This window comes from Nonomuraea basaltis (assembly GCF_005893125.1).
Lineage (GTDB): Bacteria > Actinomycetota > Actinomycetes > Streptosporangiales > Streptosporangiaceae > Nonomuraea > Nonomuraea basaltis.
Genome location: NZ_VCJS01000006.1, coordinates 43,220 through 67,063, shown reverse-complemented (window position 1 = coordinate 67,063; position 23,844 = coordinate 43,220). Strand labels below are relative to the sequence as shown.

Annotated in this window: 24 protein-coding genes; 20 read left to right on the top strand and 4 right to left on the bottom strand. The window is 68.2% G+C overall.

The window, feature by feature from the left end; genetic code table 11:
- Window positions 1-276 precede the first annotated feature (276 nt).
- The 4 genes from EJK15_RS04365 to EJK15_RS04350 all read left to right on the top strand — a co-directional run bounded on the left by EJK15_RS04365 (window position 277) and on the right by EJK15_RS04350 (window position 3,670).
- Window positions 277-1,902, top strand: coding sequence for a DHA2 family efflux MFS transporter permease subunit (locus EJK15_RS04365; protein WP_138709051.1), 1,626 nt, complete (start codon window positions 277-279; stop codon window positions 1,900-1,902).
- A gap of 163 nt (window positions 1,903-2,065) precedes the next feature.
- Window positions 2,066-2,665, top strand: a complete 600-nt coding sequence (locus EJK15_RS04360) for a sulfite oxidase-like oxidoreductase (protein ID WP_138709050.1) — start codon at window positions 2,066-2,068, stop codon at window positions 2,663-2,665.
- 11 nt (window positions 2,666-2,676) lie between these two features.
- Window positions 2,677-3,402, top strand: coding sequence for a ferredoxin reductase (locus tag EJK15_RS04355; protein WP_171074108.1), 726 nt, complete (start codon window positions 2,677-2,679; stop codon window positions 3,400-3,402).
- Between the two features lies 1 nt (window position 3,403).
- Complete coding sequence (locus tag EJK15_RS04350) at window positions 3,404-3,670, top strand: DUF6510 family protein (RefSeq protein ID WP_138709049.1); 267 nt, start codon at window positions 3,404-3,406, stop codon at window positions 3,668-3,670.
- Between the two features lie 390 nt (window positions 3,671-4,060).
- Here the strand turns inward: EJK15_RS04350 and pip are convergent, their stop codons facing one another.
- Window positions 4,061-5,029, bottom strand: coding sequence for a prolyl aminopeptidase (pip, locus tag EJK15_RS04345; protein WP_138709048.1), 969 nt, complete (start codon window positions 5,027-5,029; stop codon window positions 4,061-4,063).
- Window positions 5,030-5,296: 267 nt separating this feature from the next.
- Here pip and msrA point away from each other — a divergent pair, with 267 nt between their 5' ends.
- The 6 genes from msrA (at window position 5,297) to EJK15_RS04320 (ending at window position 10,900) form a co-directional block, all read left to right on the top strand.
- A complete protein-coding gene (msrA, locus tag EJK15_RS04340; protein ID WP_138709047.1) occupies window positions 5,297-5,818 on the top strand; it encodes a peptide-methionine (S)-S-oxide reductase MsrA in 522 nt (173 codons plus the stop codon).
- 238 nt (window positions 5,819-6,056) lie between these two features.
- Window positions 6,057-6,974: an NADP-dependent oxidoreductase gene (locus EJK15_RS04335; protein WP_138709046.1), complete on the top strand. Its 918-nt coding sequence runs from the start codon at window positions 6,057-6,059 to the stop codon at window positions 6,972-6,974.
- Between the two features lie 226 nt (window positions 6,975-7,200).
- On the top strand, window positions 7,201-8,106 hold the full coding sequence (locus EJK15_RS04330) for an NmrA family NAD(P)-binding protein (RefSeq protein WP_138709045.1): 906 nt from the start codon (window positions 7,201-7,203) through the stop codon (window positions 8,104-8,106).
- Window positions 8,107-8,311: 205 nt separating this feature from the next.
- Window positions 8,312-8,842, top strand: a complete 531-nt coding sequence (locus tag EJK15_RS04325; protein ID WP_240776758.1) for a VOC family protein — start codon at window positions 8,312-8,314, stop codon at window positions 8,840-8,842.
- Between the two features lie 55 nt (window positions 8,843-8,897).
- Complete coding sequence (locus tag EJK15_RS70200) at window positions 8,898-9,053, top strand: hypothetical protein (RefSeq protein ID WP_171074107.1); 156 nt, start codon at window positions 8,898-8,900, stop codon at window positions 9,051-9,053.
- A gap of 872 nt (window positions 9,054-9,925) precedes the next feature.
- Window positions 9,926-10,900, top strand: coding sequence for a GlxA family transcriptional regulator (locus EJK15_RS04320; RefSeq protein ID WP_206060643.1), 975 nt, complete (start codon window positions 9,926-9,928; stop codon window positions 10,898-10,900).
- A gap of 102 nt (window positions 10,901-11,002) precedes the next feature.
- Here the strand turns inward: EJK15_RS04320 and EJK15_RS04315 are convergent, their stop codons facing one another.
- The gene (locus EJK15_RS04315; RefSeq protein ID WP_138709044.1) at window positions 11,003-11,383 is read right to left on the bottom strand and encodes a hypothetical protein; all 381 of its coding nucleotides are present in this window, start codon (window positions 11,381-11,383) and stop codon (window positions 11,003-11,005) included.
- 85 nt (window positions 11,384-11,468) lie between these two features.
- On the opposite strand from EJK15_RS04315, the gene EJK15_RS04310 reads away from it, so the two are divergent.
- From EJK15_RS04310 to abc-f, 6 genes are all read left to right on the top strand, one after another.
- Window positions 11,469-11,807, top strand: coding sequence for an ArsR/SmtB family transcription factor (locus EJK15_RS04310; RefSeq protein WP_138709043.1), 339 nt, complete (start codon window positions 11,469-11,471; stop codon window positions 11,805-11,807).
- Complete coding sequence (locus EJK15_RS04305) at window positions 11,804-12,280, top strand: SRPBCC domain-containing protein (RefSeq protein WP_138709042.1); 477 nt, start codon at window positions 11,804-11,806, stop codon at window positions 12,278-12,280. Before EJK15_RS04310 ends, EJK15_RS04305 begins: the two co-directional genes overlap by 4 nt.
- The gene (locus tag EJK15_RS04300; RefSeq protein WP_138709041.1) at window positions 12,277-12,903 is read left to right on the top strand and encodes a dihydrofolate reductase family protein; all 627 of its coding nucleotides are present in this window, start codon (window positions 12,277-12,279) and stop codon (window positions 12,901-12,903) included. Before EJK15_RS04305 ends, EJK15_RS04300 begins: the two co-directional genes overlap by 4 nt.
- Window positions 12,904-13,124: 221 nt before the next feature.
- On the top strand, window positions 13,125-13,799 hold the full coding sequence (locus EJK15_RS04295; protein ID WP_138709040.1) for an AfsR/SARP family transcriptional regulator: 675 nt from the start codon (window positions 13,125-13,127) through the stop codon (window positions 13,797-13,799).
- A gap of 89 nt (window positions 13,800-13,888) precedes the next feature.
- Window positions 13,889-15,091, top strand: a complete 1,203-nt coding sequence (locus EJK15_RS04290) for a tetratricopeptide repeat protein (RefSeq protein ID WP_138709039.1) — start codon at window positions 13,889-13,891, stop codon at window positions 15,089-15,091.
- Window positions 15,092-15,675: 584 nt separating this feature from the next.
- Entirely contained in the window at window positions 15,676-17,331 is a 1,656-nt protein-coding gene (gene abc-f / locus EJK15_RS04280; RefSeq protein ID WP_138709037.1) for a ribosomal protection-like ABC-F family protein, read from the top strand.
- A 117-nt stretch (window positions 17,332-17,448) separates the two neighbouring features.
- Here the strand turns inward: abc-f and EJK15_RS04275 are convergent, their stop codons facing one another.
- A complete protein-coding gene (locus tag EJK15_RS04275; protein WP_138709036.1) occupies window positions 17,449-18,135 on the bottom strand; it encodes an alpha/beta fold hydrolase in 687 nt (228 codons plus the stop codon).
- Window positions 18,136-18,254: 119 nt separating this feature from the next.
- On the opposite strand from EJK15_RS04275, the gene EJK15_RS04270 reads away from it, so the two are divergent.
- Window positions 18,255-19,247: a helix-turn-helix transcriptional regulator gene (locus EJK15_RS04270; protein ID WP_138709035.1), complete on the top strand. Its 993-nt coding sequence runs from the start codon at window positions 18,255-18,257 to the stop codon at window positions 19,245-19,247.
- Here the strand turns inward: EJK15_RS04270 and EJK15_RS04265 are convergent.
- A complete protein-coding gene (locus tag EJK15_RS04265) occupies window positions 19,244-19,600 on the bottom strand; it encodes a hypothetical protein (RefSeq protein ID WP_138709034.1) in 357 nt (118 codons plus the stop codon). The two genes, EJK15_RS04270 and EJK15_RS04265, sit on opposite strands and share 4 nt — an antisense overlap.
- A 741-nt stretch (window positions 19,601-20,341) precedes the next feature.
- Between EJK15_RS04265 and EJK15_RS04260 the strand changes: the two genes are divergently transcribed.
- From EJK15_RS04260 to EJK15_RS04250, 3 genes are all read left to right on the top strand, one after another.
- The gene (locus tag EJK15_RS04260; RefSeq protein ID WP_138709033.1) at window positions 20,342-21,229 is read left to right on the top strand and encodes a LysR family transcriptional regulator; all 888 of its coding nucleotides are present in this window, start codon (window positions 20,342-20,344) and stop codon (window positions 21,227-21,229) included.
- 137 nt (window positions 21,230-21,366) lie between these two features.
- Window positions 21,367-21,747 carry a VOC family protein gene (locus EJK15_RS04255; RefSeq protein ID WP_138709032.1) on the top strand — a complete coding sequence of 127 codons (381 nt, stop codon included), beginning with the start codon at window positions 21,367-21,369 and terminating at the stop codon, window positions 21,745-21,747.
- 298 nt (window positions 21,748-22,045) lie between these two features.
- A complete protein-coding gene (locus EJK15_RS04250) occupies window positions 22,046-23,584 on the top strand; it encodes a serine hydrolase domain-containing protein (protein WP_240776757.1) in 1,539 nt (512 codons plus the stop codon).
- Window positions 23,585-23,844 lie beyond the last annotated feature (260 nt).

Sequence of the window (23,844 nt, the reverse complement as noted above, 5' to 3'; positions counted from 1 at the left end):
GTGTTAAAGTGCGTGCCGACTTTCTCACCGTTGGGCTTTCCGCCTCGCCAACCAGCTTCACCCGGGTCCCGATGACGCGGGGAAGGTGGAAGTCGCTCACCACATCCTGGAAAAGGGTGTTCTGTGATGGTGGCGACGCGCGTCGACCCTTCTGGTCCTTCCCGAGCCCCCGGGGATCTGCCGGGGACCGTGTCCTGGCGTTAGCGCCGCCCTGGCATCAGCGGCCTGGTCCGCGTCACCACCCAGCAGACGGTTCCCCTCAGGGAGGTCTCCGGAGTGCCGGAAATCAAATCCGCCGAACAACCGGCCACGCAGCGTCCGTGGCTGGTTCTCGCGATCATGTGCATCGGCTTCTTCATGTCGTTGCTCGACGGATCCATCGTCAACGTCGCCATCCCCACGCTGATCCATAGCATCAACGCCTCCTACGACCAGGTGCTGTGGGTCATCGACGGCTACCTGCTCGTCTTCTCGGTGCTGCTGATCACCACCGGGCGGCTGGGGGACATCTTCGGATACCGCCGGCTGTACGTGATCGGCATCATCGCCTTCACCATCGCCTCGGCGATGTGCGGGCTGGCCGACTCACCGCCCCAGCTGCTGACCGCCCGGCTGCTGCAGGGACTGGGCGGAGCGCTGCTGTTCCCGCAGGTCATCTCGTCGATCCTGACGATCTTCCCGCCGCATTTGCGTGGCCGCGCGTTCGGCCTGTTCGGCGCGATCGTCGGCTTCGCCCCGATCGTCGGCCCGGTCCTCGGCGGCTTCCTGCTCGCCCACCTCAGCTGGCGCTGGATCTTCTTCATCAACGTCCCAATCGGGATCATCACCGCCGTGCTGGCGCTGACCTTCGCGCCGCCCATCCGCTCGGGCCGGCAACACCGGCTCGATTTGGTCGGCGTCGCGCTGGCCACCGCCGGGCTGAGCGGCATCGTGTTCGGCCTGATCGAGGGAGAACGCTACGACTGGGGCACCATCACCGGTCCGATCAGCATCGCCTCGGTCATCGTCGCGGGCGTCGCGCTGCTGGCGGTGTTCGTCCTCTGGCAGCACCGGCAGCGGGACGAGCCCCTGATGCCGCTGGCCCTGTTCAGCACGCGCAACTTCGCGGTCGGTAACGGGGTCGGGTTCGTCTTCCAGCTCGGCATGATCGGCATCATGTTCGTGCTGGTGCTCTACCTGCAGATGGCGCGCGGATACTCGGCGCTGGAGACCGGCCTGGTGGTGCTGCCGAACGCCGTGCTCACAGCGGTCGGCTCGGCGTACGCCGGGCGGCTGTCGGACAAGTTCGGCGGCAAGTACATCCTGATGACCGGCATGACGCTGCTGGCCGTCGGCCTGCTGATGCTGGTCGCCAGGGTCGGCCCCGCCAGCACCGTGTGGAGCCTGCTTCCCGGTTTGACCATCATCGGGATCGCCAGCGGTGCCACGTTCGCACCACTGCAGCAGGCCACCATGGACGGCATCGATCCTCGACCGGCCGGGGCGGCCTCCGGCGTCTCCAGCACCACCCGGCAGATCGGCGGCGTCCTCGGCACCGCCGTGCTGGGCGCCCTCCTGTCGGCCCGCCTCACCTCGACCCTGCAGAGTGAGGCCGAGAAGCGCGCCGGTCAGCTACCGGAGAATCTGCGCATCCAGTTCATCGACAACAGCACCGCCGCCGCGCAAAACTACAGTCCGCCCACGCCGCCCGACGGCCTCAACCCCGCCACGACCGGCCTGTACGAACGCGTCACCGCCGATACGTTCGCCACCGGCTTCGTCATCGCCATGCAGACCGCCTTCGTGGCGTGCGCCGCGGTCCTGGTGGCCGCCGCCCTGTTCTGTTTCCTGTTCAGCCCGCACAAGAAGCCGAGGACCAAGCCCGCTGAGAGAAGGCAGGCCAAAACCGCACCGCAGGACTGACCCGGCAATGACAATGGTCGCGGCCGTCAGGCCGCGACCATCTCGTCTCCCTAGGTGGGAAATCCGCAGGTAGAGCCCCTCAGCCTAGGCCGCGTCCCGCATATGGATCACGGGCCCGGGCATGGTGGGAGGACCAGATGACCCGTCGCTGAAGGAGGCTTCCGTGGCCATCGTCTCGCGCGGCTTTCGCGGTCGTCCCAGAGAGGGCGGCGACCGGCTCCCACCCGGCCAGTATCTGGTCGAGGACTTTCCCGTGTTGTCGGCGGGGCCGACGCCGCGGATCCCGCTGGATCAGTGGGAGTTCGTCATCGACACCGAGTTCGGCCGGACCCACCGCTGGTCCTGGCAGGAGCTGATGGCGCTGCCGAGCCAGACCCCTACGGTCGACATCCATTGCGTCACCAAATGGTCCAAGCTGAACACCAGCTGGGCGGGCGTTTCGCTCGACGTGCTGTTCGAGGACGTGGAGACCGCCGCCGATTACGCGCTGATCTACTCCTACGGCGGCTACACCACCAACCTGCCGCTCGAAGACCTGCTCGACGGCCAGGCGTGGATCGCGCACCGCTTCGACGGCGAGGAGCTGGCGCCTGTCCACGGCGGTCCGGCCCGGCTGCTGGTGCCCCACCTGTACTTCTGGAAGTCGGCCAAGTGGGTGCGCGGCATCCGGCTGCTGAACGACGAATCGCCCGGCTTCTGGGAGAGCGCCGGCTACAACAACTACGGCGACCCCTGGCGCGAGCAGCGCTACGAAGGCGACTAGTGGTGCGCCCGATGCGCCGCCTGAGCTGGCGGGCCGCCCGGCTGGCCGAGGTGCGCAAGGAGACCGACACCGCCCGCACGCTCCGCTTCCAGGTGCCCGGCTGGCCGGGCCACCTGGCCGGTCAGCACGTGGACGTGCGGCTGACCGCCGAGGACGGCTACAGCACCCAGCGTAGCTATTCCCTGGCCGCGCCGGCCGACGGCGACACCGTGGAGCTGACCGTCGAGGCCGTGCCCGGCGGGGAGGTCTCGCCGTACCTGACCGAGATCCTCGAGGTCGCCGACGAGGTGGAGATCCGCGGGCCGGTGGGCGGCTGGTTCGTCTGGCGACCGGAGAGCACCGCGCCGGTGCTGCTGGTGGGCGGCGGGTCGGGCATCGTACCGCTGATGGCCATGATCCGGGCCCGTCGCCGGGCGGACAGCCACGTGCCGTTCCGCCTGCTCTACTCGCTGCGCGACCCCGGCAACCGCTACTACGCCGAGGAGCTGCGCCGCCCGGACCCCGGGCTGGACGTCATCTACCTCTACACCCGCACCCCGCCAGAAGGCGGGTCTCGCCCGGCCGGCCGCGTCATGCTGGACGACCTGGCCGAGAACGGCTGGCCCGCCGACCTCGAGCCCGACTGCTACGTGTGCGGTCCGACGGGGTTCGTGGAGAGCGCCGCTGACCTGCTGCTCACTCTCGAACACGCTCCCGAACGTATCAGGGCCGAACGCTTCGGACCGACCGGAGGCTGAGATGACCGCTGAACACCTCGACGGCAACGCGCTGGCGGGCCCGATGGCCGAGATCTTCGCCGTGGACGTCACCGCCGCTACCGCCCGCTGTGCAAACTGCGGCCTGGCGGGGCCGATCGCGTCGCTCCACGTGTACGGCCCCGAACCCGGGCTGGTGGCCCGGTGCCCCAGCTGCGGGGAGGTGGTACTGCGCCTGGTGAGGAGTCTCGGCGCGGCCTGGCTCGATCTGCGCGGCGCCGTCTCCCTGCGCGTGTCCCTGCCGGACTGACCGACGTGGCCCGCAACGGTCCTCGGCGGTCCGGACCGGCGTAAAGTGCCGGCGGCGCGGACCGAGGTAAAGAGTTGGCGTCCCGGTGGTATCGGCGAAATTTTCAACGGATATGCAGGTCAGGGGCTCCCTCAAGGATTTTCAAACGCAATCTGAAAGGTGGACCGCTGGCGTGCATATCTGTTGTTTCCCGCGCCGTTACTGCCGGGACCGCAAGAAAGCCCAGAGTTCCCGTGAACCCAAGGGCTGGCGCTGAACCATTGGGGTGGTCTGGGAGGTTATGCACCCTTGGGTTCGTCGGAACCCAAGGGCCGCCTACGGCCAGCCTGCCCCGGAGCGGCACCATTCGGATGGCGACCAGAAGCTCAGCGGCCGATCTCACTTCGCGGGTCAGGAGGCGGAGCTGCTGTCCCGGTAACTGTCAGTGGCCGCGATGAGCTCGTGCAGCGTACCGGGCTCGGCGCCGGCGTGGCCAGCATCCTCGACGATCCGCAGCTCCGCCTCCGGCCAGGCCAACTGCAGGTCCCACGCCGCGTCTGGCGGCGTCTTCATGTCATACCGACCGTTCACGATCACGCACGGGATGTGCCGGATCCCAGCCACGTCGAGCAGCTCACCCTCCTGTAGGAAACACCCCTGGCTGAAGTAGTGCGCCTCGATGCGCGAGAAGCCCACCAGCTCCCGGTCGTCCAGAGGTGGCGGCGAGACGGGGAGCAGCGTGTTCGCCGACAACTCCCAGGCCGCCCACGCCCGCGCGGCCGGGACATGCACCTCCGTGTCCGGGTCGAACAACCTGCGATGATAAGCGGAGACCAAGTCGTCCCTCTCCGCCTCCGGGATGAAGTCGCGAAAGGCCGCCCACTCCCGCGGGAACAACCGGGCCGCCCCGGTGCCGGTGAACGCCCACGCGTCATCAGCCTTGCTCGCCAAGTAGACGCCGCGCAGCACCAGCTCGCTCACCCGCTCCGGGTACCGCCGCGCGTAAGCCAGCGCCAGTGTCGTCCCCCACGAGCCGCCGAACACCTGCCAGCGCTCGATGCCGAGCCGCTGCCTAAGCCGCTCGATGTCCGCCACGAGGTGCCAGGTCGTATTGGTCTCCAGCGACACCCCGGGGTCCGCCGCATGCGGCCTACTGCGCCCGCAGTTGCGCTGGTCGAACAGGACGATCCGATACGCCTCGGGATCGAAGAACCGTCGTTGCGCCGGCAGCAGTCCGCCGCCGGGACCGCCGTGGAGTAAGACGACAGGTTTGCCGCCGGGGTTGCCGCATACCTCCCAATAGATCTCGTTCCCGTCGCCCACCTCGAGCATCCCCGTCTCGTACGGCTCAATCGGCGGATAACACGTCTGTTGTCCCATAGCTATCAGACATACTCGCCAACGCCGCTCGGCGCGCACCCTGCGTCGCCAACGGATGCGCCACCCACAGATCCCGCATCACCGCCGGCGTCAACTCCCGGCCTCCTCGTCTTCAGCAGAGCAAGAGGAACGATGAGGACGATAGACCTTCGCAATCCCTGAAATCTCATCAACCACAGAAGAAGCCAGATTGCCAAGGGATATTTCTTAGCTGGAGGGTGACGGAGTGATGCAGACTGTTCGAGTACTCGGACGAAGGGCAAAGCGATGAGCGGAACAACTGAGAGAGCGGTCCTTGCCGGAGGCTGCTTCTGGGGCATGCAAGACCTCATCCGCAAACGCGCCGGCGTACACGCCACCAGGGTCGGGTACACGGGCGGTGACGTACCGAATGCGACCTACCGAAACCACGGATCTCATGCCGAGGCGATCGAGATCATCTTCGATCCTGAGGAGATCTCGTACCGGGACCTTCTCGAGCTCTTCTTCCAGATCCATGACCCGACCACAAAGAATCGCCAAGGCAACGACGTCGGAGCCAGCTACCGGTCGGCCATCTTCTACGCCAACGATGAGCAGCGGCAGATCGCAGAAGACACGATTGCCGATGCGGACGCCTCCGGCCTCTGGCCGGCCAAGGTGGTCACAGAGGTCGAGCCGGCCGGGCCATTCTGGGAAGCGGAACCCGAGCATCAGGACTATCTGGAACGGTACCCCGACGGCTACACATGCCATTACATCCGGCCGAACTGGCGACTTCCGCGCCGCGACGAGAAGGCCGGCCGCTAAGCAACGCCCTCGGAGAACGAAAGAGAACAGGCTGCCGCGACCCGGAACTCCTATAGCTACGGCGTGCCGCCACTGGGGATGATGTCGTCGCGTCCTATCTGGGCCGAGCGGAGTCGGTTGGACCGGCTGTCGGTGGTGGCCCCGGCGACTCGCCGCAGCGAGTTGGAACGGATCAAACCCCGGCGCAGGCATGTACGTTCGTTCTGCTTGATATCTCCACCAATGGCGAGGACCTGTCATGCAAGCCGTCACCATCCGAGACCGCGCCGCCGGTGTGACCGGGCTTTCCCTGACGGAAGAGCCATATCCCCACGCCGTCGAGAACGACGTCATCGTGCGGGTGCATGCTGCGGGGTTCACCCCCGGAGAGCTCGACTGGCCGGCAACGTGGACCGATCGCGCGGGCCGCGACAGGACGCCAAGTGTGCTCGGGCATGAGATGTCGGGTGTCGTTGCCGAGCTGGGGTACGGAACCACCTGCCTGACCGTCGGCCAGCGGGTATTCGGGTATACCGACCCGGCCCGCAACGGCACGCTGGCTGAGTACGTGGCGGTGGAGGCCCGCGACCTCGCGCCGCTGCCGGTCGGCGTCGACCACATCGTGGCCGCCGCGCTGCCGATCTCAGGACTGACCGCATGGGAGGGCCTGTTCGACCACGGTAGCCTCGCTGCCGGCCAGACCGTCCTGATCCACGGCGCCGCGGGCGGTGTCGGTTCCATCGCGGTGCAGCTCGCGCGCGAGGCGGGAGCCCGGGTGATCGGCACCGGCCGGGCCGCCGCCAGGGACACGGCACTCGGGCTCGGCGTGGACGCCTTCCTGGACCTGCAGGCCGATTCCCTGGAAGATGTCGGCCAGGTCGACGTGGTGTTCGACGTGATCGGCGGCGACATCCTGGACCGCTCGGCCGCGCTGGTGCGCCCCGGCGGCACGCTCGTCACCATCGCCTCGCCACCCACGGTCCGGCCCCGAGACGGGCAGGCGATCTTCTTCGTCGTTGAACACAATCGCGCCCGGCTCGCGGACCTGGCCCAGCGGGTCCGGGACGGACGGCTCCGCCCGATCGTCGGGGCCGTGCGGACACTCGCCGAGGCACCCTCCGCGTTCGCCCAGCGCACTCCCGGCAAGACGATCATCCGGGTCGCGGAAGGCGAGTAGCCGGCTACGTGCGGCGGACGGCGTGGCAAAGGTGCGAGTCATGTGAAGTGATTAGTGGACCATTGCCGCAGTCCACAGCCTGTGACCATCGCCCACCACGGGGTCGATGTTCGGCCGGGCGTTCGGGTGGGTCAGGCGCTCGCCGCTGTGATAGTCGAACAGGACGTGTTTGCCCAGGTCGCCATGCTCCGCTCAGATGGGTCAACTACCAGAAAGAGATCGACCGATGGTTGCCAGGAACCTTGTTCTCATCGGCGGCGCCGGTGGCGTGGGCCGCACGGTCCTCGGCCGGCTGCGCGCTCAGGACGTGCCGGTGCGCGCGATGGTCCGTCGCGACGATGATCGTGCGGCTGAGTTGCGTGCGCTCGGCGCGGAGGTGGTCGTCGGCGATCTGACCCGGCCCGAGAGCGTCGCGGCCGCGCTGGAGGGCGTCGGGCGGATGTACTTCGCGATGCCTGTGTCGCCGGACCATCTGCTGGCGGCGACCGTGGTGGCCACCGTGGCGCGGGAGCACGGGGAGCTGGCAGGCCTGGTTGACATGTCCCAGATGACGGTGTCGCAAATGACCGCCACCAGCACCGCGGAGTCGCACCAGCAGCGGCTGCACTGGCTGGCGGAGCAGGTACTCGACTGGTCGGGCCTGCCAGTGGTACACATCCGGCCGACGTCATTCCTGGACAATCCGCTGTTCACCACGCTGGCGGCGCAATCGATCCGGGAGAACGGCACCATCGCGCTGCCGTTCGGCACCGGGCGAACGTCGCCGGTCGCCGTGGACGACGTCGCCCGGGTGGTCGCCACCGTGCTCCGCGACCCGGCTCCGCACGTTGGGCACGTCTACGAGCTGACCGGGCCACGCACGGTCGACATGACGGAGATGGCCGAGGAGTTCTCGCGGGCGTTGGGGCGCCCGGTGTCGTATGTGGACGTGCCGCTGGACCGGTGGCGGGCCGAGGTGCTCGCGAAGACGGGCCTGCCGCCGCACACCGAACAGCACATTGCCACCATGGCCCGATTGCACCGCGAGAACCGCTACGACCGCGCGTCCGACGACGTCGAACGCGTGACGGGCGTACCTGCCCAGACGATCGAGGCGTTCGTGGCCGCTCGCAGGGACTTCTACCTGGGCTGAGCTGCCGCTCCGGCCGGGGCCGAGCCACCGGAGTACGCCAGAAACAGGTGAAGCGGCAGGGATCGGGTGATATTTCATGCGGTTTGGCCAGGAGGTGTCTTGCTCGTCCACTGGCCATTCCCTGACCTGCCCTCCAAGAGCTGGACGGCCGCCTGCCGAGAGTTGAAGCTTCTCCTCCTGGACTTCGACAGCGAGGGGCGCGAGGGTGGAAGGGACGACCCCCCATGCCACAACGGCAGCCCGGTGGCGGGCACAGGCCACCGGCGGCATCGGAGGGGGAGGGTTCGCCGCCGTGGACATGAAGCTCGAGGTCGTGGTGGTGCCGGTCGCCGACGTGGACCGGGCCAAGGACTTCTACAAGGCGCTCGGGTGGCGGGAGGACGCCGATTTCGCCGCCGGTGACGGCTTCCGGGTGGTGCAGGTGACTCCACCCGGCTCTGGGTGCTCGGTCGTCTTCGGCAGCGGGATCACCTCGGCCGCGCCGGGCTCGATGCAGGGTCTGTACCTGATCGTCGACGACATCGAGGCGGCACGGTCCGAGCTCATCGACTGCGGGGCCGACGTGAGCGAGGTGTTCCATGACGAGGGCGGGGTGTGGCACCACGCCGGGACCGAGGGACGGGTGTCCGGCCCGGCTCCGGACCGCAAGAGCTACGGCTCTTTCGCCTCGTTCAGTGACCCCGACGGCAACGGCTGGATGCTCCAGGAGGTCACCACCCGCCTTCCGGGCCGGTGAGCCCGGAGCCGGAGCGTGGTGGCCGGACGGCCGTCCTCGCAGCAGGAGTACCGAGATGAACCTGACCTATGACTCCGTGGCCGACCTGGCCGAGGCCCTGCGCCGGGCGGAGGCCGCGCACGGCCGGCATGAGGAGGAGATCAGGCACCCCGACCCCGACTGGCCGACCTGGTACGCGCAGTACATGGCGCGCGTACAGCAGCGCGCTTGATTGCGGGGCGCTGTAGCCTGCGTCGGCCACGGCGATCCCATCGTCGATGCCCAATCCGCCCTGAGCACCGTGGCGGCCGGCCTCAACGTTTGAGAACCGGCTGGTTTCGCAACTAGTTTGGCGACAACCTCGGCACCGTGTGTCATGATCCACTGCACCAGCGCCACGGTGACGACTGCACACTGTTACAGGTGGGACCCCAAGATCTCTCAATGTAGTACTTGACACAGTCAAAGGTCACGCTGGCGAGTCGGGAGGACTCGCCGCCGAGGGCAGCCTGGACCAACCAGACCACAGCGAAACGACATCAGGACGACAACGGGCGAGAGAAATATGAGCAGCCGAGGGGAACTCACAGCGATCAGCTTTCCGAAATTCTCCTTGTGCGAGTAGGTGTCGATCATTGAGGACTGATAGTGGAACTGCACCGCCAACGTGCTCTCCCGCCGAGTTCATCGGGTGCATTGGTATCCTTACAGGCGCTTCGCTGCCAGTGCGTGAGCGCTCGTCACCTAGCGACGGCTTCGAATTGTTAGATGCATGAGTGACGTAACCTCGAGCGTCTCGCAACAACTGCCGGCCGCGACCACTGCAGGGCGGAACGACGTCAGTCGCACACAGCCGGCTCGTTCTCGCCGTGGCCTTCTCCGCGCCGTCGTTTTGTGCATCGACGAGCCGGGCTGCCGCCGTATTGGCCATGACCAGCAGCATTCGCCAGCGATCTCAGGCTCGTATGGAAGGACTCAACGGTGATCATAGGCGGCCCACCATCGCGGTCCCGTGTAAGCCGAGCCTGCTTTAAGCCATGGCACGACGACAGCCACCAGCCATTTGGACGGTCCGCCAAGAAAGCACGGACCCCTTTCCGATCTGTGCTCGCCTACGCCCCCCGCGGAGTCAGTGCGTTCGGCCTGAGCGCGGTCAGCAACATCTTCGCCGATCGGAGCCGCATGGGACTGCCCCGGCTCGACTTCGCCGTCTGCGCCGACCAAACGGGCACCCTGAGCACCGACCTCGGCATGTGCATGCACGTGGAGCACGGGCCCGAGGCGATGGCGAACGCCGACCTGATCATCGTGCTGCCCACCGACCATCGACCGCTCAGCCTGCCCGCACCCTCCAATAAGGCGATCACCCACGCCTATCACCGAGGGGCCATCATCGCGGCCTACTGCACCGGCTCGTTCCTGCTCGCCGAAACCGGCCTGCTCGACGGCCTGCGTGCCACCACCAATCGGCACCTGTCTGCCCACCTGGCCCAGCGCCACCCGGCGATCACCGTGGACACCGAAGCCCTGTACGTCGACGAAGGTCAGGTCGTCACCGGGGCCGGCGCAGCCGCCGGCATCGACATGTGCCTGCACCTGCTGCGCCGCGAACACGGCGCGGCCGTCTCCCACGCCGTGGCCAGGGAAGGGATGGTCGCACCGCGCCGCGAGAGCGGACAGACACAATACGTTCCCAGGCCCTCGCAGGCCGACACCTCCTCGCACGCCGACAACGAGGACACCCGCCTGGCCGACCTGCTCGTCCGGGCACGCACCCACCTGCACCGGCCCATGAAAGTCAATGACCTGGCCAAACAGGCATTGATGAGCTCGCGCACCTTCGCCCGCCGCTTTCGGGCCGTAACCGGCACCACACCCCACGCCTGGCTGACCGACCAGAGACTCGACCTCGCAGAAGAACTGCTGGCGACCACCACCTTGTCCATCCAGAAAATCGCCGGAAAAGTCGGCTTCCATTCCAATGGCATCCTGCGCACCCAATTCATAAAACGCCACGGCATTTCTCCAAGTGCCTACCGCCAAGGCCAACGCGCCTTGGCGAGTCCCAAGGGGCCGTGAAAAGGCGACCATTGCGCGAGAATTCCATGTAGGCGAATACATTGGAATGAGGCGCTTGCGGTTGACTAATACGGAAGTCGCCATTCGTTAGTTGAGCTGGGTTTACGCGGTAGCCAGGCGGGCGTGTCTGTGGAACCAGCGGGCTCGGGCCTGGTGGCGGCGTCGCCAGGCTGACCAATGGGCGGCGTGCAGCAGTGAGGGTGTCGTCGGTGTGGCGGCGTTGAAGAGGCGCTTGATCTCGGCGATGGTCGGCGGGATCACGCCCGGGTCGGCGGGGTGGCGGCTGATCGGCGCGACGGGCCGGTGGTGCTTGGGTGTCGGTGCGCCGCCGGGCGTCGGCGGCACCGGCCGCGCAGACGGCCAGGGACAGTGCGAGGTGCCGCAGGAACGCCTGGGATCCAGGGCGGCGGCGCCATCGGTGCGAGCCTTGTCGACCGCGGCTTCGGCGTCGGTCGGGTTCGCGCGGCAGGTTGGGTCCAGCAACTCGCCAGTCCGGCCACCGGCGCCAATCGACCGACTCGACACTTAGCCCTTGCGCTAACCATTGCGTCCCGAAATACTTAGCCTCATGGCACAGTATTCGGCGCAACTGGATGGCGTATTCGTCGCCCTCGCCGATCCGACCAGGCGCGCCGTCGTCCGGCGCCTCGGCCACGGGCCCAGGAGCGTCGGCGACCTCGCCCGCGAGTTCCCGATGACCCTTCCCTCGTTCATGAAGCACGTACGGACGCTCGAATCGAACGGGCTCATCCGCACGGTCAAGTCCGGCCGGGTGCGCACGTGCGTGCTCAACCGCGAGCAGCTCGCCCTCGTCGACGATTGGCTCGCGGAGCAGCGCCGGATCTGGGGGGAGCGCACCGACCGCCTCGAACAGTTCGTCACCAACCCGGAGGAGAACAGGCAATGAATCCCGACCTCGACCTTGGCCTGGAGCGGATCATCCGCGCCCCGCGCGCTACCGTGTGGAGTGCCTGGACCAACCCGTCCCGGCTCGAGCAGTGGTGGGTCCCGGCTCCGTCCCGCTGCCGGGTGGACCGCCTGGACCTGCGGCCCGGCGGGGCGTTCGTGACACGGCTGAGTGACGACGGGGCCGAGTTCGTCCCGCACCTGGACGCGTGCTTCCTCGCCGTCGATGAACTCGAGCGGATCGTGTTCACCAACGCGATCACCAGCACATGGCGTCCCGCGAATCCCGCCCCGGTCGCGATGACCGCGACGATCACGCTGAACGATCATCCGGACGGCACGGACTACCGGATGGTCGTCCGGCACGGCGACCCGGAGGCCCGCGCTCATCACGAGAAGCTCGGCTTCGCCGAAGGCTGGGGTTCGGTCGCCGGCCAGCTGGCCGCTTTCACCGAGGGCATGGGCCCGCGATGAAGATCACCCTCACCGAGTTCGTCACGCTCGACGGGGTCAGCCAGGGACCCGGCTCACCGGACGAGGACACCAGCGACGGCTTCACCCGCGGCGGCTGGCTCGTGCCCCACATCGACGGGACGTTCGTCCAGCGCGCCTCCGACTGGCTCGACCTCGCCGACGGCCTGCTGCTCGGCCGGCGCACCTACGAGGCGTTCGCGCGCGACTGGCCGAAGATCACCGACCCGGCCGATCCGTTCGCCGAGCGGATGAACGCGCTGCCGAAGTACGTCGTGTCGAACACCCTCACCGAAGGGACCTGGCACCCCACGACCGTGCTCAAGGGCGACCCGCTTCAGACGGTCGCCGAGCTCAAGGCACGACCGGGACGGGAGCTCCAGATCCACGGCAGCGCCCGCCTAGCCGACGCGCTACTGCCGGCGGGCCTGATCGACACGCTCCGCCTCGTGGTCGCGCCCACAGTGCTCCGCGCCGGACGGCGCCTTCTGACCGGCCCGGGCGCCACGTCCGGTCTCCGCCTGGTCCACCACGAGGCGACGCCGAACGGCCTGCTGCTCCTCGAATACGAGACAACGGGCGAAGCACCCCAAGGCGAATACGACGGCGTCACCGCCTTCGTCTAGGCAACGACGCGACGTGGAGACAGGGCACGGCGCGCATGGCATGGTGTGTCCGTGCCATGCGGCCTAGTGCCTGACTGAGCAGATCAGCGGCTCGGCGTGAGCACCGGTGCGGAGGGTGCGGGAGCCGGGGTGGTCCGGCGCCCGGCCCGAGCCCAGCGGACACCCAGCAAAGCCGGCAACTGTTCGGCAGATCCGCCGCGGCCGACCCCAACTGAGTTTCGGTGAAGCCATTGCCCGGCATCGGCGCAAGTGATCGGTTCGGGGTCAATGGTGCACTCCCCGAAAACCCGATTTTGCAAGATATCTTGGGCTTCGGCTACCGGAATCGCTGGTCGCCGCCACCCCCGAGTCTTGACGCAATCGTGGCCATGAAGAGGGGAGCAGGGTTGCAATTCGGTGTTCTGGGCGCGCTCGACGTGGTCATCGCGGGGAAGCCGGTCTCGATTTCGGCCCCCAAGCAGCGCATCGCCCTGGCATCTCTGCTGCTGCAGGCGAACAAGTACGTGTCACTCGATCAACTCGCCGCAGGCATGTGGGATGGGACGAGCCCCGTCAACGCGCGATCATCGGTCCAAACTCACATCACGCGGCTGCGGCGCAGCCTGTGCGCCGAGGGCTCGCACCTCATTCAAACACGGGACCAGGGCTACCTCATGAGGGTCGATCGCGAGAGCCTCGACGTCCTGCGGTTCTTCGACCTCCTCGACCGTGCCGCGCAAGCGGCCCGAGCAGGTGCCGCCGCTCGGGAGGCCGATCTGCTACGGCAGGCGTTGTCGCTGTGGCGGGGCCCTGTCCTCGCCGACGTGCCATCGGAGACAATTCACCGCGAGCAGGTTCCCCCGCTCACCGAAAAGCACATAGGAGCCCTGGAGCGCTGGTTCGATCTCTGTCTCTGATCGAGCAGCTGCTGAGGGCGAACCTGCTGGAGGCCGTCGGCACCGACATCACCGGCGAGCCGCGCTACCGCCTGCACGACCTGCTGACCGTGTACGCGCGGGAGCTGCTCGCGGGCGACGACCCCGCCCACGTCCACGCCGCCGAACGCCGCCTCCTGGAGGCGCTCCTGGCGCTCGCCCACGTCTGCTATCACACCGGCGACGCGACCGCGACCGTGGACGGGCTGCGCCCGACCCCATATGAGGCGCAGCACACGCTTTCGGAGAGCCAGCTGCGCGAGTTGTCCCGCGCGCCGCAGCAGTGGCTCCTCGCCGAGCACCGGCAGCTGCTCGAAGCCATCGAGCGGGCCTGCGCGCGCGGCTGGCACACGGAGGCCGCCGCCCTCCTCGACCTCGTCACTGACTACCTCGACGTCTACGTGGGCAGGGGGAAGGTGATCCGGCTCCACACACTGATCAGGGACGCGGCGCTCGCCGCCGGCAACGAGGGCGCAGCCTGGCGGGCCGAGTACGATCGCAACCACCAAAGACTCAGCCAGGGATTGCTCGCGGAGGCCACTGCCGGCATTCAGCAGTGCATGGAGGCGTTCGAACGGCTTGAGATGCCGTATGAGCTGGCGCACGCTCTCGGCGCGCTCGGGTTCTGCCTCTATCACGCGGGTGAGCTGGAGGAGGCCGTGGCGACGTGCCGCCGCGCGGTGGAGGCCGCGGAACACCTCCGGGACGACCTGCTCATGGCCGCCGCGCTCCGCGACCTCGGCAGCGTGCTGGGCACTCTGGACAGGTACGCCGAGGCAGTCGATCACCTCAACCGCGCGACGGCGCTCGTCAGGCGGCATGGCAGCAGAACCTCCACCGCCAACGTCCTGGGCCGCCTGGCCGGCGTGGCGCTGCAGCACGGCGACCTGTCCACCGCACGGTCTGCCGTTGACGAGGCCATCAAGGTGCTGCACAGCGATGACCCTTACGGCACCACCTGGCTGCTCTGTCTGGAAGCGAGGATCACTGTGGCGGAGGGCCACCCGGAGGAGGCTCTCCGGCTCGCTACCCGGGCCGGCTCCTGCTTCATGGAGTTGGGCGATCAGCGCGGCGAGAATCTCGCGAGGATCGCGGAGGGGGAGGCTCTCATCGCGCTCGGCCGGCCCGATGACGCCGCCTCACTCCTGGAAGCAGCGGCATCGGCCCTGGAGGGCCTCGGCGCGGACCTGATGGCCGGGCACGCCCGCCAGTTGCGTTCCCAGGTTGAGGCGGACGGCGGATCCATTCCCAGGCCGCCGGCTCGATCACGGTGAGTTCGCTGGCCGACCGCATCAGGAGCCTGCGGCCCTCCTGCGGCCCAGTCCGCCTGGTGGCCGTGGACGGGCCGGCGGGCGCGGGCAAGACGTGGCCCAGGTCGACGTGGAGGTGCTGGTGGGGCGGCCGGGAGGCTGGCGCGACGGGTTCCATGACCAGTTACGGGCGGTGCAAGACCACCTCGGCGACCGCCGGCCGCTGATCGCCTTGGCCGCCGGAGGGCTGCTCGTTGTGTTCCTGGGACACGTTGGCGGTCACCACCGCGGCGTGATGGCCTGCCGGGAGGCCTCGTTCCGGCGGGTCGTGTTGGAGAGGGATTTGCGCTGTGTCGTCATGCGTCAAACCGACCAAGGAACGAGACGAGACGGTCCGTCTTGACGCAGCAAAGGGGAACCGGTATCGTCTCCCTTCGAGACGAGACGGATCGTCTCGCCTAAGTGAACACGCCGTACCCGCCCCCCGAAACCGCCGGTTGACCGGCGGACCGGCGTCAACACCGGCCTTTCCGGCACCAGAGCCGCTGCACCACCAGCTCCGCCAGCGACTGTCCACTCGGCCGTGCCGACATCAGGAGGACGCTTATATGCGCATCGGTCATCCCTCATCCGACACCCAACTCGTCCTGTCCGGAGTCACCAAGCGGTATGACGACAAGATCGTGCTGAACGAGGTCTCGCTCACCGTCAAGCCCGGCGAAAAGATCGGTGTGATCGGCGACAACGGCTCCGGAAAATCCACTCTGCTGCGCCTGCTCGCCGGACGAAGCCGGCCCGACAATGGCTCTGTCACCGTCGCGGCGCCCGGTGGCGTCGGCTATCTGGCCCAGACCTTGGATCTGCCCGGAACCGCCCTTGTCAGCGACGCCATCGATCTCGCGCTGGCGGACGTGCGCGACCTAGAGCGCCGGATACGGCAGGCCGAGCTCGGCCTGGGTGATGCCACGCCCGCCGAGCTGGCCGTCTACGGCGACCTGGTCGCCCGGTTCGAGGCCCGCGAGGGATATCAGGCCGACACCCGGGTCGAGATCATGCTGAACGCACTCGGCCTGCCCGGACTGGACAGCAACCGCCCACTGGGCATCTTGTCGGGCGGGCAGAGGTCCCGGCTCGCGCTGGCCGCGACCCTGGCCGCGGCTCCCGAGGTGTTGCTCCTCGACGAACCCACCAATGACCTTGACGACCAGGCCGTCGCCTGGCTGGAGAACCACCTGCGAAATCACCGGGGTACCTTGATCGCGGTCACCCACGACCGGCTTTTCCTGGAGCGGGTCACCTCCACCATCGTGGAGGTAGACCACGATCTGCGCACTGTGCACCGTTACGGCAACGGCTACACCGGATTCCTGGCGGCCAAGGCGGCGGCTAGGGCGCGCTGGGCGCGAGAGCACCAGGAGTGGCGCGCCGAGGTGACCCAGCAGGAGGGGCTGGCCGATTCCCATGCGAAGCGGCTGGCCGCCATCCCGCGCAAGGCACCGGCCGCCTTCAGCGGGGCGGGTGCGTTCCGCGCCAGATCACGGGCGCATGGGGCGATGAGCAGGATCCGCGGCGCTCGTGAACGGCTTCGACGGCTCCATCTGAACCGGGTTCCGCCGCCTCCGCGCCCGCTGCGGTTCACCGCCCACGTCACCGCCGCCGATATCGGCACCGCCGGCCCCCTCGTGGAACTGACGGATGTGCGTGTCGGCGAGCGCCTGTACGTCGAGTCGCTGCGCATCGAGCCGGGAGCACGGCTGCTGGTCACCGGCCCCAACGGAGCGGGCAAGACCACGCTCCTGCGCGTCTTGGCCGGCGAACTCGCCCCCGACACCGGCACGGTCCGCCGGGTGCCCCGCGTGGGTCATCTGCGTCAGCAGAACGGCATGTTGTACGGCGGAGGCACGGTCCTGGAGGCGTTCGCGGCGGGGCGACCGGGAGATCCGGTCGAACACGCCGATGCGCTGCTCGCGCTGGGACTGTTCCGCGCCACCCATCTCGCCTTGCCGGTCAAAGCTCTCTCTCCCGGCCTGCGCCGCAGGCTCGAACTCGCCCGCATGGTCAGCGAACCGGTCGATCTGTTGCTCCTGGACGAACCCACCAACCACCTGTCCCCGGACCTGATGGACGACTTGGAGGCTGCTCTGACCGATTATGAGGGTTCGCTCGTCATCGTCACCCACGACCGGCGCATGCGAGCTGCCTTCACCGGCTCCCATTTGGAGCTCAAGGCGGGCAGGGCGACGCTGCCGCACGTGACTGTCTAGCTACGACTAGCCCTCGACCGCGCCGTGGTGCACATGCTGCGCGAAGGCGTTCTGCTGTCGACTGGGATCGCTACGCTGACCCGGCTGATCAGCCAGGAGCGATGGCCGGCAGCTGTGTCAGACCTCAGGGGCCGCGGCGGCCAGGAGCCGGGCGAGCTCGGCAGGCCGTGTGATCATGGGCCAGTGGCCCGAGTCGATGTCCACAAGGTCAAGGTGCTTGGCCTTGGCCAGCTCGGGCACGTCTCCGGCGGCTATCCACTCTTGAGCCTGGGCGGGGGTGAATTCGGGGCACACGACGAGGACGGGTACGTCGAACCGTCGCTCGTCCGTCATGCGTACCACGCCCTTCGTCACCCCGGCAGGGACGGGAATCGCCGCGGACGTGAAGTCGCTCCTTGCCTCCTCGCTGAGGTCAGCTGAGTCCGGTCCTTCGAACGGACCCCAGCCGGGGAAGGGCATGACGCCGTCCTTCACCTCGAAGAAGTCGGCGTAGGGCTGCCCGTCCGCGGCCGGGAAGCCGCCGATGAACGCGACCTTGGCGACCCGCTCCGGGCACGCGTCGGCGGCCAGCCAGGCCAGGGTGCAAGCGGCGGAATGCCCCACCACCATGGGCTTTCCTGACGCCGACTCCACGGCGGCGAGCACGGCTGCCACCTGGTCGTCGAGAGTGGCCGAGGCGGACCCGTCACCCTGCCCGGGCAGGGTGATCGGTACGGGGCGGTGGCCGAGTGCCTGAAGGGCGGGCACGACGTCGTCCCACGCGGATCCGTCGAGCCACAGGCCGGCGATGAGCAGGATATCCATGGTCAGTTCTCTTTCTTCAGCGCGTTCCGGCGAGGACGGAATTCGGTCAGGACGTCAGGCTAGGACCGATTCCGGACGTTCTACTTCCTGTTCATTACGTGACCTCGTAATGTGCTCGTGTGCCGACCGATCTCAGTCCCACCGCACGAGCTCTGCGCGCCATGGAGATCCTCCAGGGCCGCCCTGGCGTGACGGCCGGCGAGCTCGCCGCCTGTCTGGGCGTCACGGAGCGGGCCGCGCGCCGGTACGTCGGGATCCTCCGTGAGGCGGGCATCCCCGTCGAGTCGGTCCGTGGCCCGTATGGCGGGTACCGGCTCGGGCGCGGGACGCGGCTGCCTCCGGTCGCCTTCACCGAACCCGAGGCGCTTGGCCTGGTCATGGCGGTGCTCAACGGCCAGCCGGCGGCCACCGATGTCGGCGACCTCGTCGGCGCCGCCCTGGGCAAGGTCATCCAGGCCCTGCCCGAGAACGTCGGACGGCAGGCGGCGGCGCTGCGTGAGTATGCGGCGGCGGCGCCCGACCGGTTCTCGGCCCGTCCGGATCCCGCCACCACCAGCGCGCTCGTGGCCGCCATCGCGGACCGGCGGCGCGTGGTGGTCGCCTACCGGAGCGAGTCCGGCAACCAGTGGAAGGCTGAGGTGGACCCCTGGGCGGTCGTCGTCCGTCACGGGCGCTGGTACCTGCTGTGCTACTCCCACCACGCGGACGCCGTCCGCACCTACCGGGTCGACCGCGTCCGCCGGGTTCAGCGGAGTACGCACGCGTTCGAGCCGCCCGACGGTCTCGACCCGGTGGCGGCGCTGGAGGAGAACCTTGGCGCCGGGTGGGAGTTCGCCACGCGCGTCGTGTTCGACGCTCCCCTAGCCGAGGTGGCGCCTTGGATCCGGCCGCCGATGGGAAGGCTCGAACCGTCGAGGGACGGGTGCGTGCTCGTCGGCAGCACGAGCAATCCGACGATGTACGCGCAGGAGTGGCTGCCGAACGTGCCGTTGCCCTTCCGCGTCGAGGGCGGCCCGGAACTGCGTGCCGCCATCGCGAGCCTCGCTTCGCGTCTCGCCGCCGCCCTGGGGGCCAGCCCATGGACGACGTCACGCCCGGGCCGGGTTCTTTAGGGACGAGGCTGAGCGAATGATCCCGGCTCGGTCTCCACGAGGATGCCCTGGCTGACCAGGCGTTTGAGCTTGGAGTGGATGTTCTCGGTGTTGTTCTTGACGATGGGCAGGTCCAGGGCCTGGCACAGGTCGCGAGCTCGTAGCGGCCGGCCGAGGTCGGCGAAGCTGTGCAGAATGTGACGGTAGGCGGGATGGTCAGGGAGTTCGGGAGCAGAGTGGGCGTGCGCGATCTCGACCTCGGGTTCGTCGGCGAGGGACAGCAGTGTTTTGCGGGTGATGCGCAGGTGCTCCGTCGCTTCGTGGAGTTCGCGCAGCCGCGCTGCCAGTCGGCAGAGTGAGGGCGGCGAGCTCAAGGGCCTCAGCGGCAGGTCCGTCGGGGCGGAGCTCGCAGCTCAGGGTTGGCCACCGGCGCCGCGCCGAGTGTGTTCAGCGCGGCCATCGCCTGGTCGACGGTGACCTCAGAAGCATCTCGGCCGGGATGAGGTTGGAGACTCCCGTGGGGACCGTCATGCGGGTGGCGCAGCCGCGGGAGTGCACATGATCGACACACCTGCCGTGCCCCGTCTCGAGCGTTGGCCGGCCAGGGCGCGTGAGGGGTGCTCGCGCTGCCCTGGGTTTGGCCTCCTTGGCCTGCCGTACGAAATGGTCTCACGAGGTACGGCTCGGCGCGTTCGGCAGGAGGTCCAGCAAGGGGCGGCCGACCGAGACGTCACCGCTGGAGGCGGTGACGTGGACGCTCGCGGCCGGGTCGATCTTGATCACGCCATGCGCGGTACAGGAGCCTCCACAGCACCCGTTCGCGCTGCACGTGCGCGGGGTCGGTGAACAGCTTCTCCAGCCAGGCGGCCGGGATGGCGCGGTCACCGCGACGGGCGGGCTTGCGCCGCTGCAGCCGCCGGGCCGGGTTGGTTTCGAGGAGGTCCTGGCGCTGGGCCCAGGTGGTGAAGGAGACCAGCGCGGACAGGTGCCGGTTCCAAGATCGAGGGCTGGCGGACGCGCGTCATACTTGCGGTGACCGCTCCAATAGGGCCGACATGTCATACTCGCGCCCCGAATGAACGGTCTCGATAGTGGGGTCGACGGAGGGGGGTCGTGTGGAGCTGCGCGACATTGAGATCTTTCTGACCCTTGCCGAGGGGCTGCACTTCGGCCGTGCGGCGGAGCGGCTGCACGTTTCCGTGGCGGCGGTCAGCAAGGCGCTCAAGAAGCAGGAACGGGCCATCGGCGTCGAGCTTTTCGCCCGGGACAGCCGCAATGTACGGCTCACGCCGGTGGGTGAGCAGCTCCGCGACGACCTACGCCAGGTGCATCAGGGGTTGACGCAGAGCCTGGAGCGGGCCCGGATGGCGGCCCGGGGCAAGACCGGCACGCTCCGGGTGAGTTTGTTTCCCGTCAACGTTCAGGAGCTGCGCCGGTACTGGGAGACCTTCCGCGCCCGCCACCCACAGTGGGAGCTGCGCCTGCGGATGTCGGGCTACCAGGATCCGTTCGCCCAACTGCGCAAAGGGGAGGTCGACATCCTGGTTACCTGGCTGCCCGTCGAGGAGCCCGACCTCACGGTGGGTCCGCTGCTCTTCGCCGAGCGGAGGGTGCTGGCCGTGGCCGGCGACCATGCGCTCACCAGGTGGTCGTCGGTCTCCCTGGAGGCGATCAGCGATTTCCAGCACGTGGTCATCGAGTCTGTGCCTGGCTACTGGTTCGACCACTTCGTCCCGAAGCTCACCCCCAAGGGCCGGTTGATCGACCGCACCGCCAACGTAGACAACCTCGAGGAAGTCTTTATGCACACGGTCCTGGGCGAGGCCGTCACCCTCTTCCCGGTCCACGTGAGCTGGTACTTTCCCCGCCCCGACGTCGCCTATCTGCCCGTCAAGGACATGGATGCGCTGCCGTACGGGCTCGTGTGGAGCAGCGACGCGGAGAACGACATGATCCGTGCCTTCGCTCGCGTGGTGCGCGAGCTGGGACCGCTGCCCGGCTGAGACCGTCAACCATGGGTTAACGACCGTTGCGATAGTCGCCGTTGATCCGCGGCACCGCGCGGCGCGATGCTTGATCCATCCAAAGAACACGCCCGTCGGGAGGTGAATCGGGATATGTCATTTTCTGGTGCTGTGGTGTGAACATCGTCTCTTCCGCTGTATCCCTGACCGTCGCCGACCCTGCCGCTTCCAGCCGGTTCTTCACCAGTCATCTCGGCTTCCGCGAAATCCTGGTCGGCGAGGAGTTCATCGCGCAGGGCCGTGACGACGCGGCCGTCGACCTGGTCCTGATGGAGCGCAACCTCGAGCGGTGGCAACCGGGACAGGGACTGGCAGACGCGATCGTGGTGTTCACGGTCACCGGCCTCGCCGCCGAGTACGAGCGGCTGCGCGGTGAAGGCGCCACCATCACCATCCCGCTCCGGCGGGAGCCGTGGGGTGAGCTGCTGATGCAGCTCACCGACCCCAACGGCGTGGCGATCCAGCTCACCGAGTGGATTTCCCCACTCACGGGCTGACTCCGGACCGGCCGACCTGGTCGTGTCGTTCGCCGTCACCGGCATCACCGCCGGCCATGCGCTGCCGTGTCAGTGACTGTGTCAGCGGCCGCGTCAGGACGGCAACGGCCCGGTATCAGGGCGGTCGGCGATGGTGGATGCCATGAACGGTTCAGCGATTGCGGCCCCGAAGCTGGGTGCGATCTTCTCGGGCGACCCGACCTGAGCAATCCAGACACCCCGGGCCTCAGCAGGACCGCATTCCACCATCGGTTCCGCTGAAGTGAATTTTCTCATTGGTTTAAAGGAGCACGCAATCATGTCCGTCACCCTTACTGAGCAGGACAAACTCACCCTGCGCACCGCCGCGTGGGGCGCCGTCTCGCTGATGTCCGCCGCCGGAGCCGCCGGCTCGCCTCATAAGGCCGCCACCGAAGGCTCCATCGCCCTGACCTCCGCGACCGGCCTGGTCGGGCACGTGCTCTCCAAGGCGCCCAAGGGCCTGAACGGCAAGTCCACCGCCGCACTCGCCGATCAGGTGCTGCCGGCCCTGACCGCGACCATGAGCCTGCTCAAGGAGCAGGCTCCGGCAGAGGCCGACAACTTCCGCCGAACTGTCATCGTCGCCGTCGAAGCAGCCACCCGGCCCCAGAAGGGCGAGGCCAGCCCCACCATGGCGGAGATGGCCCGCAAGATCACCGAGGCCCTCGACGTCGCTTCGGCCACGCCGGGGATGGCCACCCCGGACAGCAGTGTGGCCGTGCCGCCAGCCGCTGCCGGGCAGGATCGTCCGGAGTTGCAGAAGCTCATCCAGGAGATGGTCGATTCCGGTTTCGTCGGGGTGACGCTGCGCGTGCACGATGAGCGAGGCGAGTGGGTCGGCAGCGCCGGGGTGCGCGAGCTGGGCGACACCGCCAAGCCGCCGGCGAACGGGCACTTCCGGATCGGCAGCAACACCAAGACCTTCACCGCGACCGTGGTGCTGCAGCTGGTGGCCGAGGGCAAGATCGGGCTGGACACTCCGGTGGCCGGCTACCTGCCCGAGTTCGGGCTGGACCGGCGGATCACGGTGCGGATGCTGCTGCAGCACACCAGCGGGGTGTTCAACTTCACCGGCGATTACTACCCCGAGTACGTACCGGGGATCGTCTATCAGGGCCGGGAGTGGGTGGAGGACCGGTTCAAGACCTACCGGCCGGAGGAACTGGTCCGGCTGGCGCTGTCCAAGCCGGTGCGGTTCGAGCCGGGGACCGACTGGAGCTACTCCAACACCAACTACGTGCTGGCCCGGCTACTGGTCGAGAAGGTCACCGGCCGCTCGCTCGGCGAGGAGATGCAGCGGCTGATCCTGGGGCCGCTCGGGCTGTCGGGCACGGTGGCGCCGGAAACCTCGACGGACGTTCCCGAGCCGCACGCCCACGCCTACTACCGGTATGAGGAGGATGGCCAGGAGAAGGTGGTCGACGTCACCCGCCAGAACCCGTCCTGGATCTCCACCGGCGGCGACATGATCTCAACCACCCAGGACCTGCACACGTTCATCTCCGCGCTCGTGGGCGGCAGGCTGCTGCCGGCCGAGCTGCTGGCCGAGATGTGCACGCCGGAGCCGAAGGCCGGCTACGGCCTGGGGGTGTTCGTGCAGGACGCGCCGGGCGGCGGCACCGTCATCACCCACAACGGCGGCATCACGGGCCACGCAGGGCTGATGTACAGCACGCCCGACGGCGGCAAGACCCTGACCGCCTCGCTGAACTACGTGGACGACGCCGCACTGTCCATGGGAGAGGCGTTCCAGAAGGCGACGCAGAGGCTCGTCGAGGAGGTGTTCGGCGGCGGGCAGGCCGGGCCGGCTCTGTAGAGCCGGCCCAGTAGACAAGGCCGAGCACCGTGGAGCCGTACGGGCCAGGCCGGCTCAATCGCCCTGGCCGACGCCCGCCGGCATGGATGACCAGGTCCACCCGGACCACACGCTGCGGCTGGTCGACCGACTCATCGCCGCTGACAAGGATTTCGAGCTGATCGTCGTAGCCGCGCGGGCACCAACTCATCGACTGTCTGCACTACTTCCGCAAGCGCGCCTGGACTTCCTGATAGGCGAGCGGATGGGCACGCAGCCGC

Bases quoted from the DNA above. Each gene is read 5' to 3' on its own strand.
- EJK15_RS04355 (WP_171074108.1), top strand. From the start codon at position 2,677: ATGCGCCGCCTGAGCTGGCGGGCCGCCCGGCTGGCCGAGGTGCGCAAG.
- EJK15_RS04350 (WP_138709049.1), top strand. From the start codon at position 3,404: ATGACCGCTGAACACCTCGACGGCAACGCGCTGGCGGGCCCGATGGCC.
- pip (WP_138709048.1), bottom strand. From the start codon at position 5,029: ATGGGACAACAGACGTGTTATCCGCCGATTGAGCCGTACGAGACGGGG.
- msrA (WP_138709047.1), top strand. From the start codon at position 5,297: ATGAGCGGAACAACTGAGAGAGCGGTCCTTGCCGGAGGCTGCTTCTGG.
- EJK15_RS04335 (WP_138709046.1), top strand. From the start codon at position 6,057: ATGCAAGCCGTCACCATCCGAGACCGCGCCGCCGGTGTGACCGGGCTT.
- EJK15_RS04330 (WP_138709045.1), top strand. From the start codon at position 7,201: ATGGTTGCCAGGAACCTTGTTCTCATCGGCGGCGCCGGTGGCGTGGGC.
- EJK15_RS70200 (WP_171074107.1), top strand. From the start codon at position 8,898: ATGAACCTGACCTATGACTCCGTGGCCGACCTGGCCGAGGCCCTGCGC.
- EJK15_RS04310 (WP_138709043.1), top strand. From the start codon at position 11,469: ATGGCACAGTATTCGGCGCAACTGGATGGCGTATTCGTCGCCCTCGCC.
- EJK15_RS04305 (WP_138709042.1), top strand. From the start codon at position 11,804: ATGAATCCCGACCTCGACCTTGGCCTGGAGCGGATCATCCGCGCCCCG.
- EJK15_RS04300 (WP_138709041.1), top strand. From the start codon at position 12,277: ATGAAGATCACCCTCACCGAGTTCGTCACGCTCGACGGGGTCAGCCAG.
- abc-f (WP_138709037.1), top strand. From the start codon at position 15,676: ATGCGCATCGGTCATCCCTCATCCGACACCCAACTCGTCCTGTCCGGA.
- EJK15_RS04275 (WP_138709036.1), bottom strand. From the start codon at position 18,135: ATGGATATCCTGCTCATCGCCGGCCTGTGGCTCGACGGATCCGCGTGG.
- EJK15_RS04250 (WP_240776757.1), top strand. From the start codon at position 22,046: ATGTCCGTCACCCTTACTGAGCAGGACAAACTCACCCTGCGCACCGCC.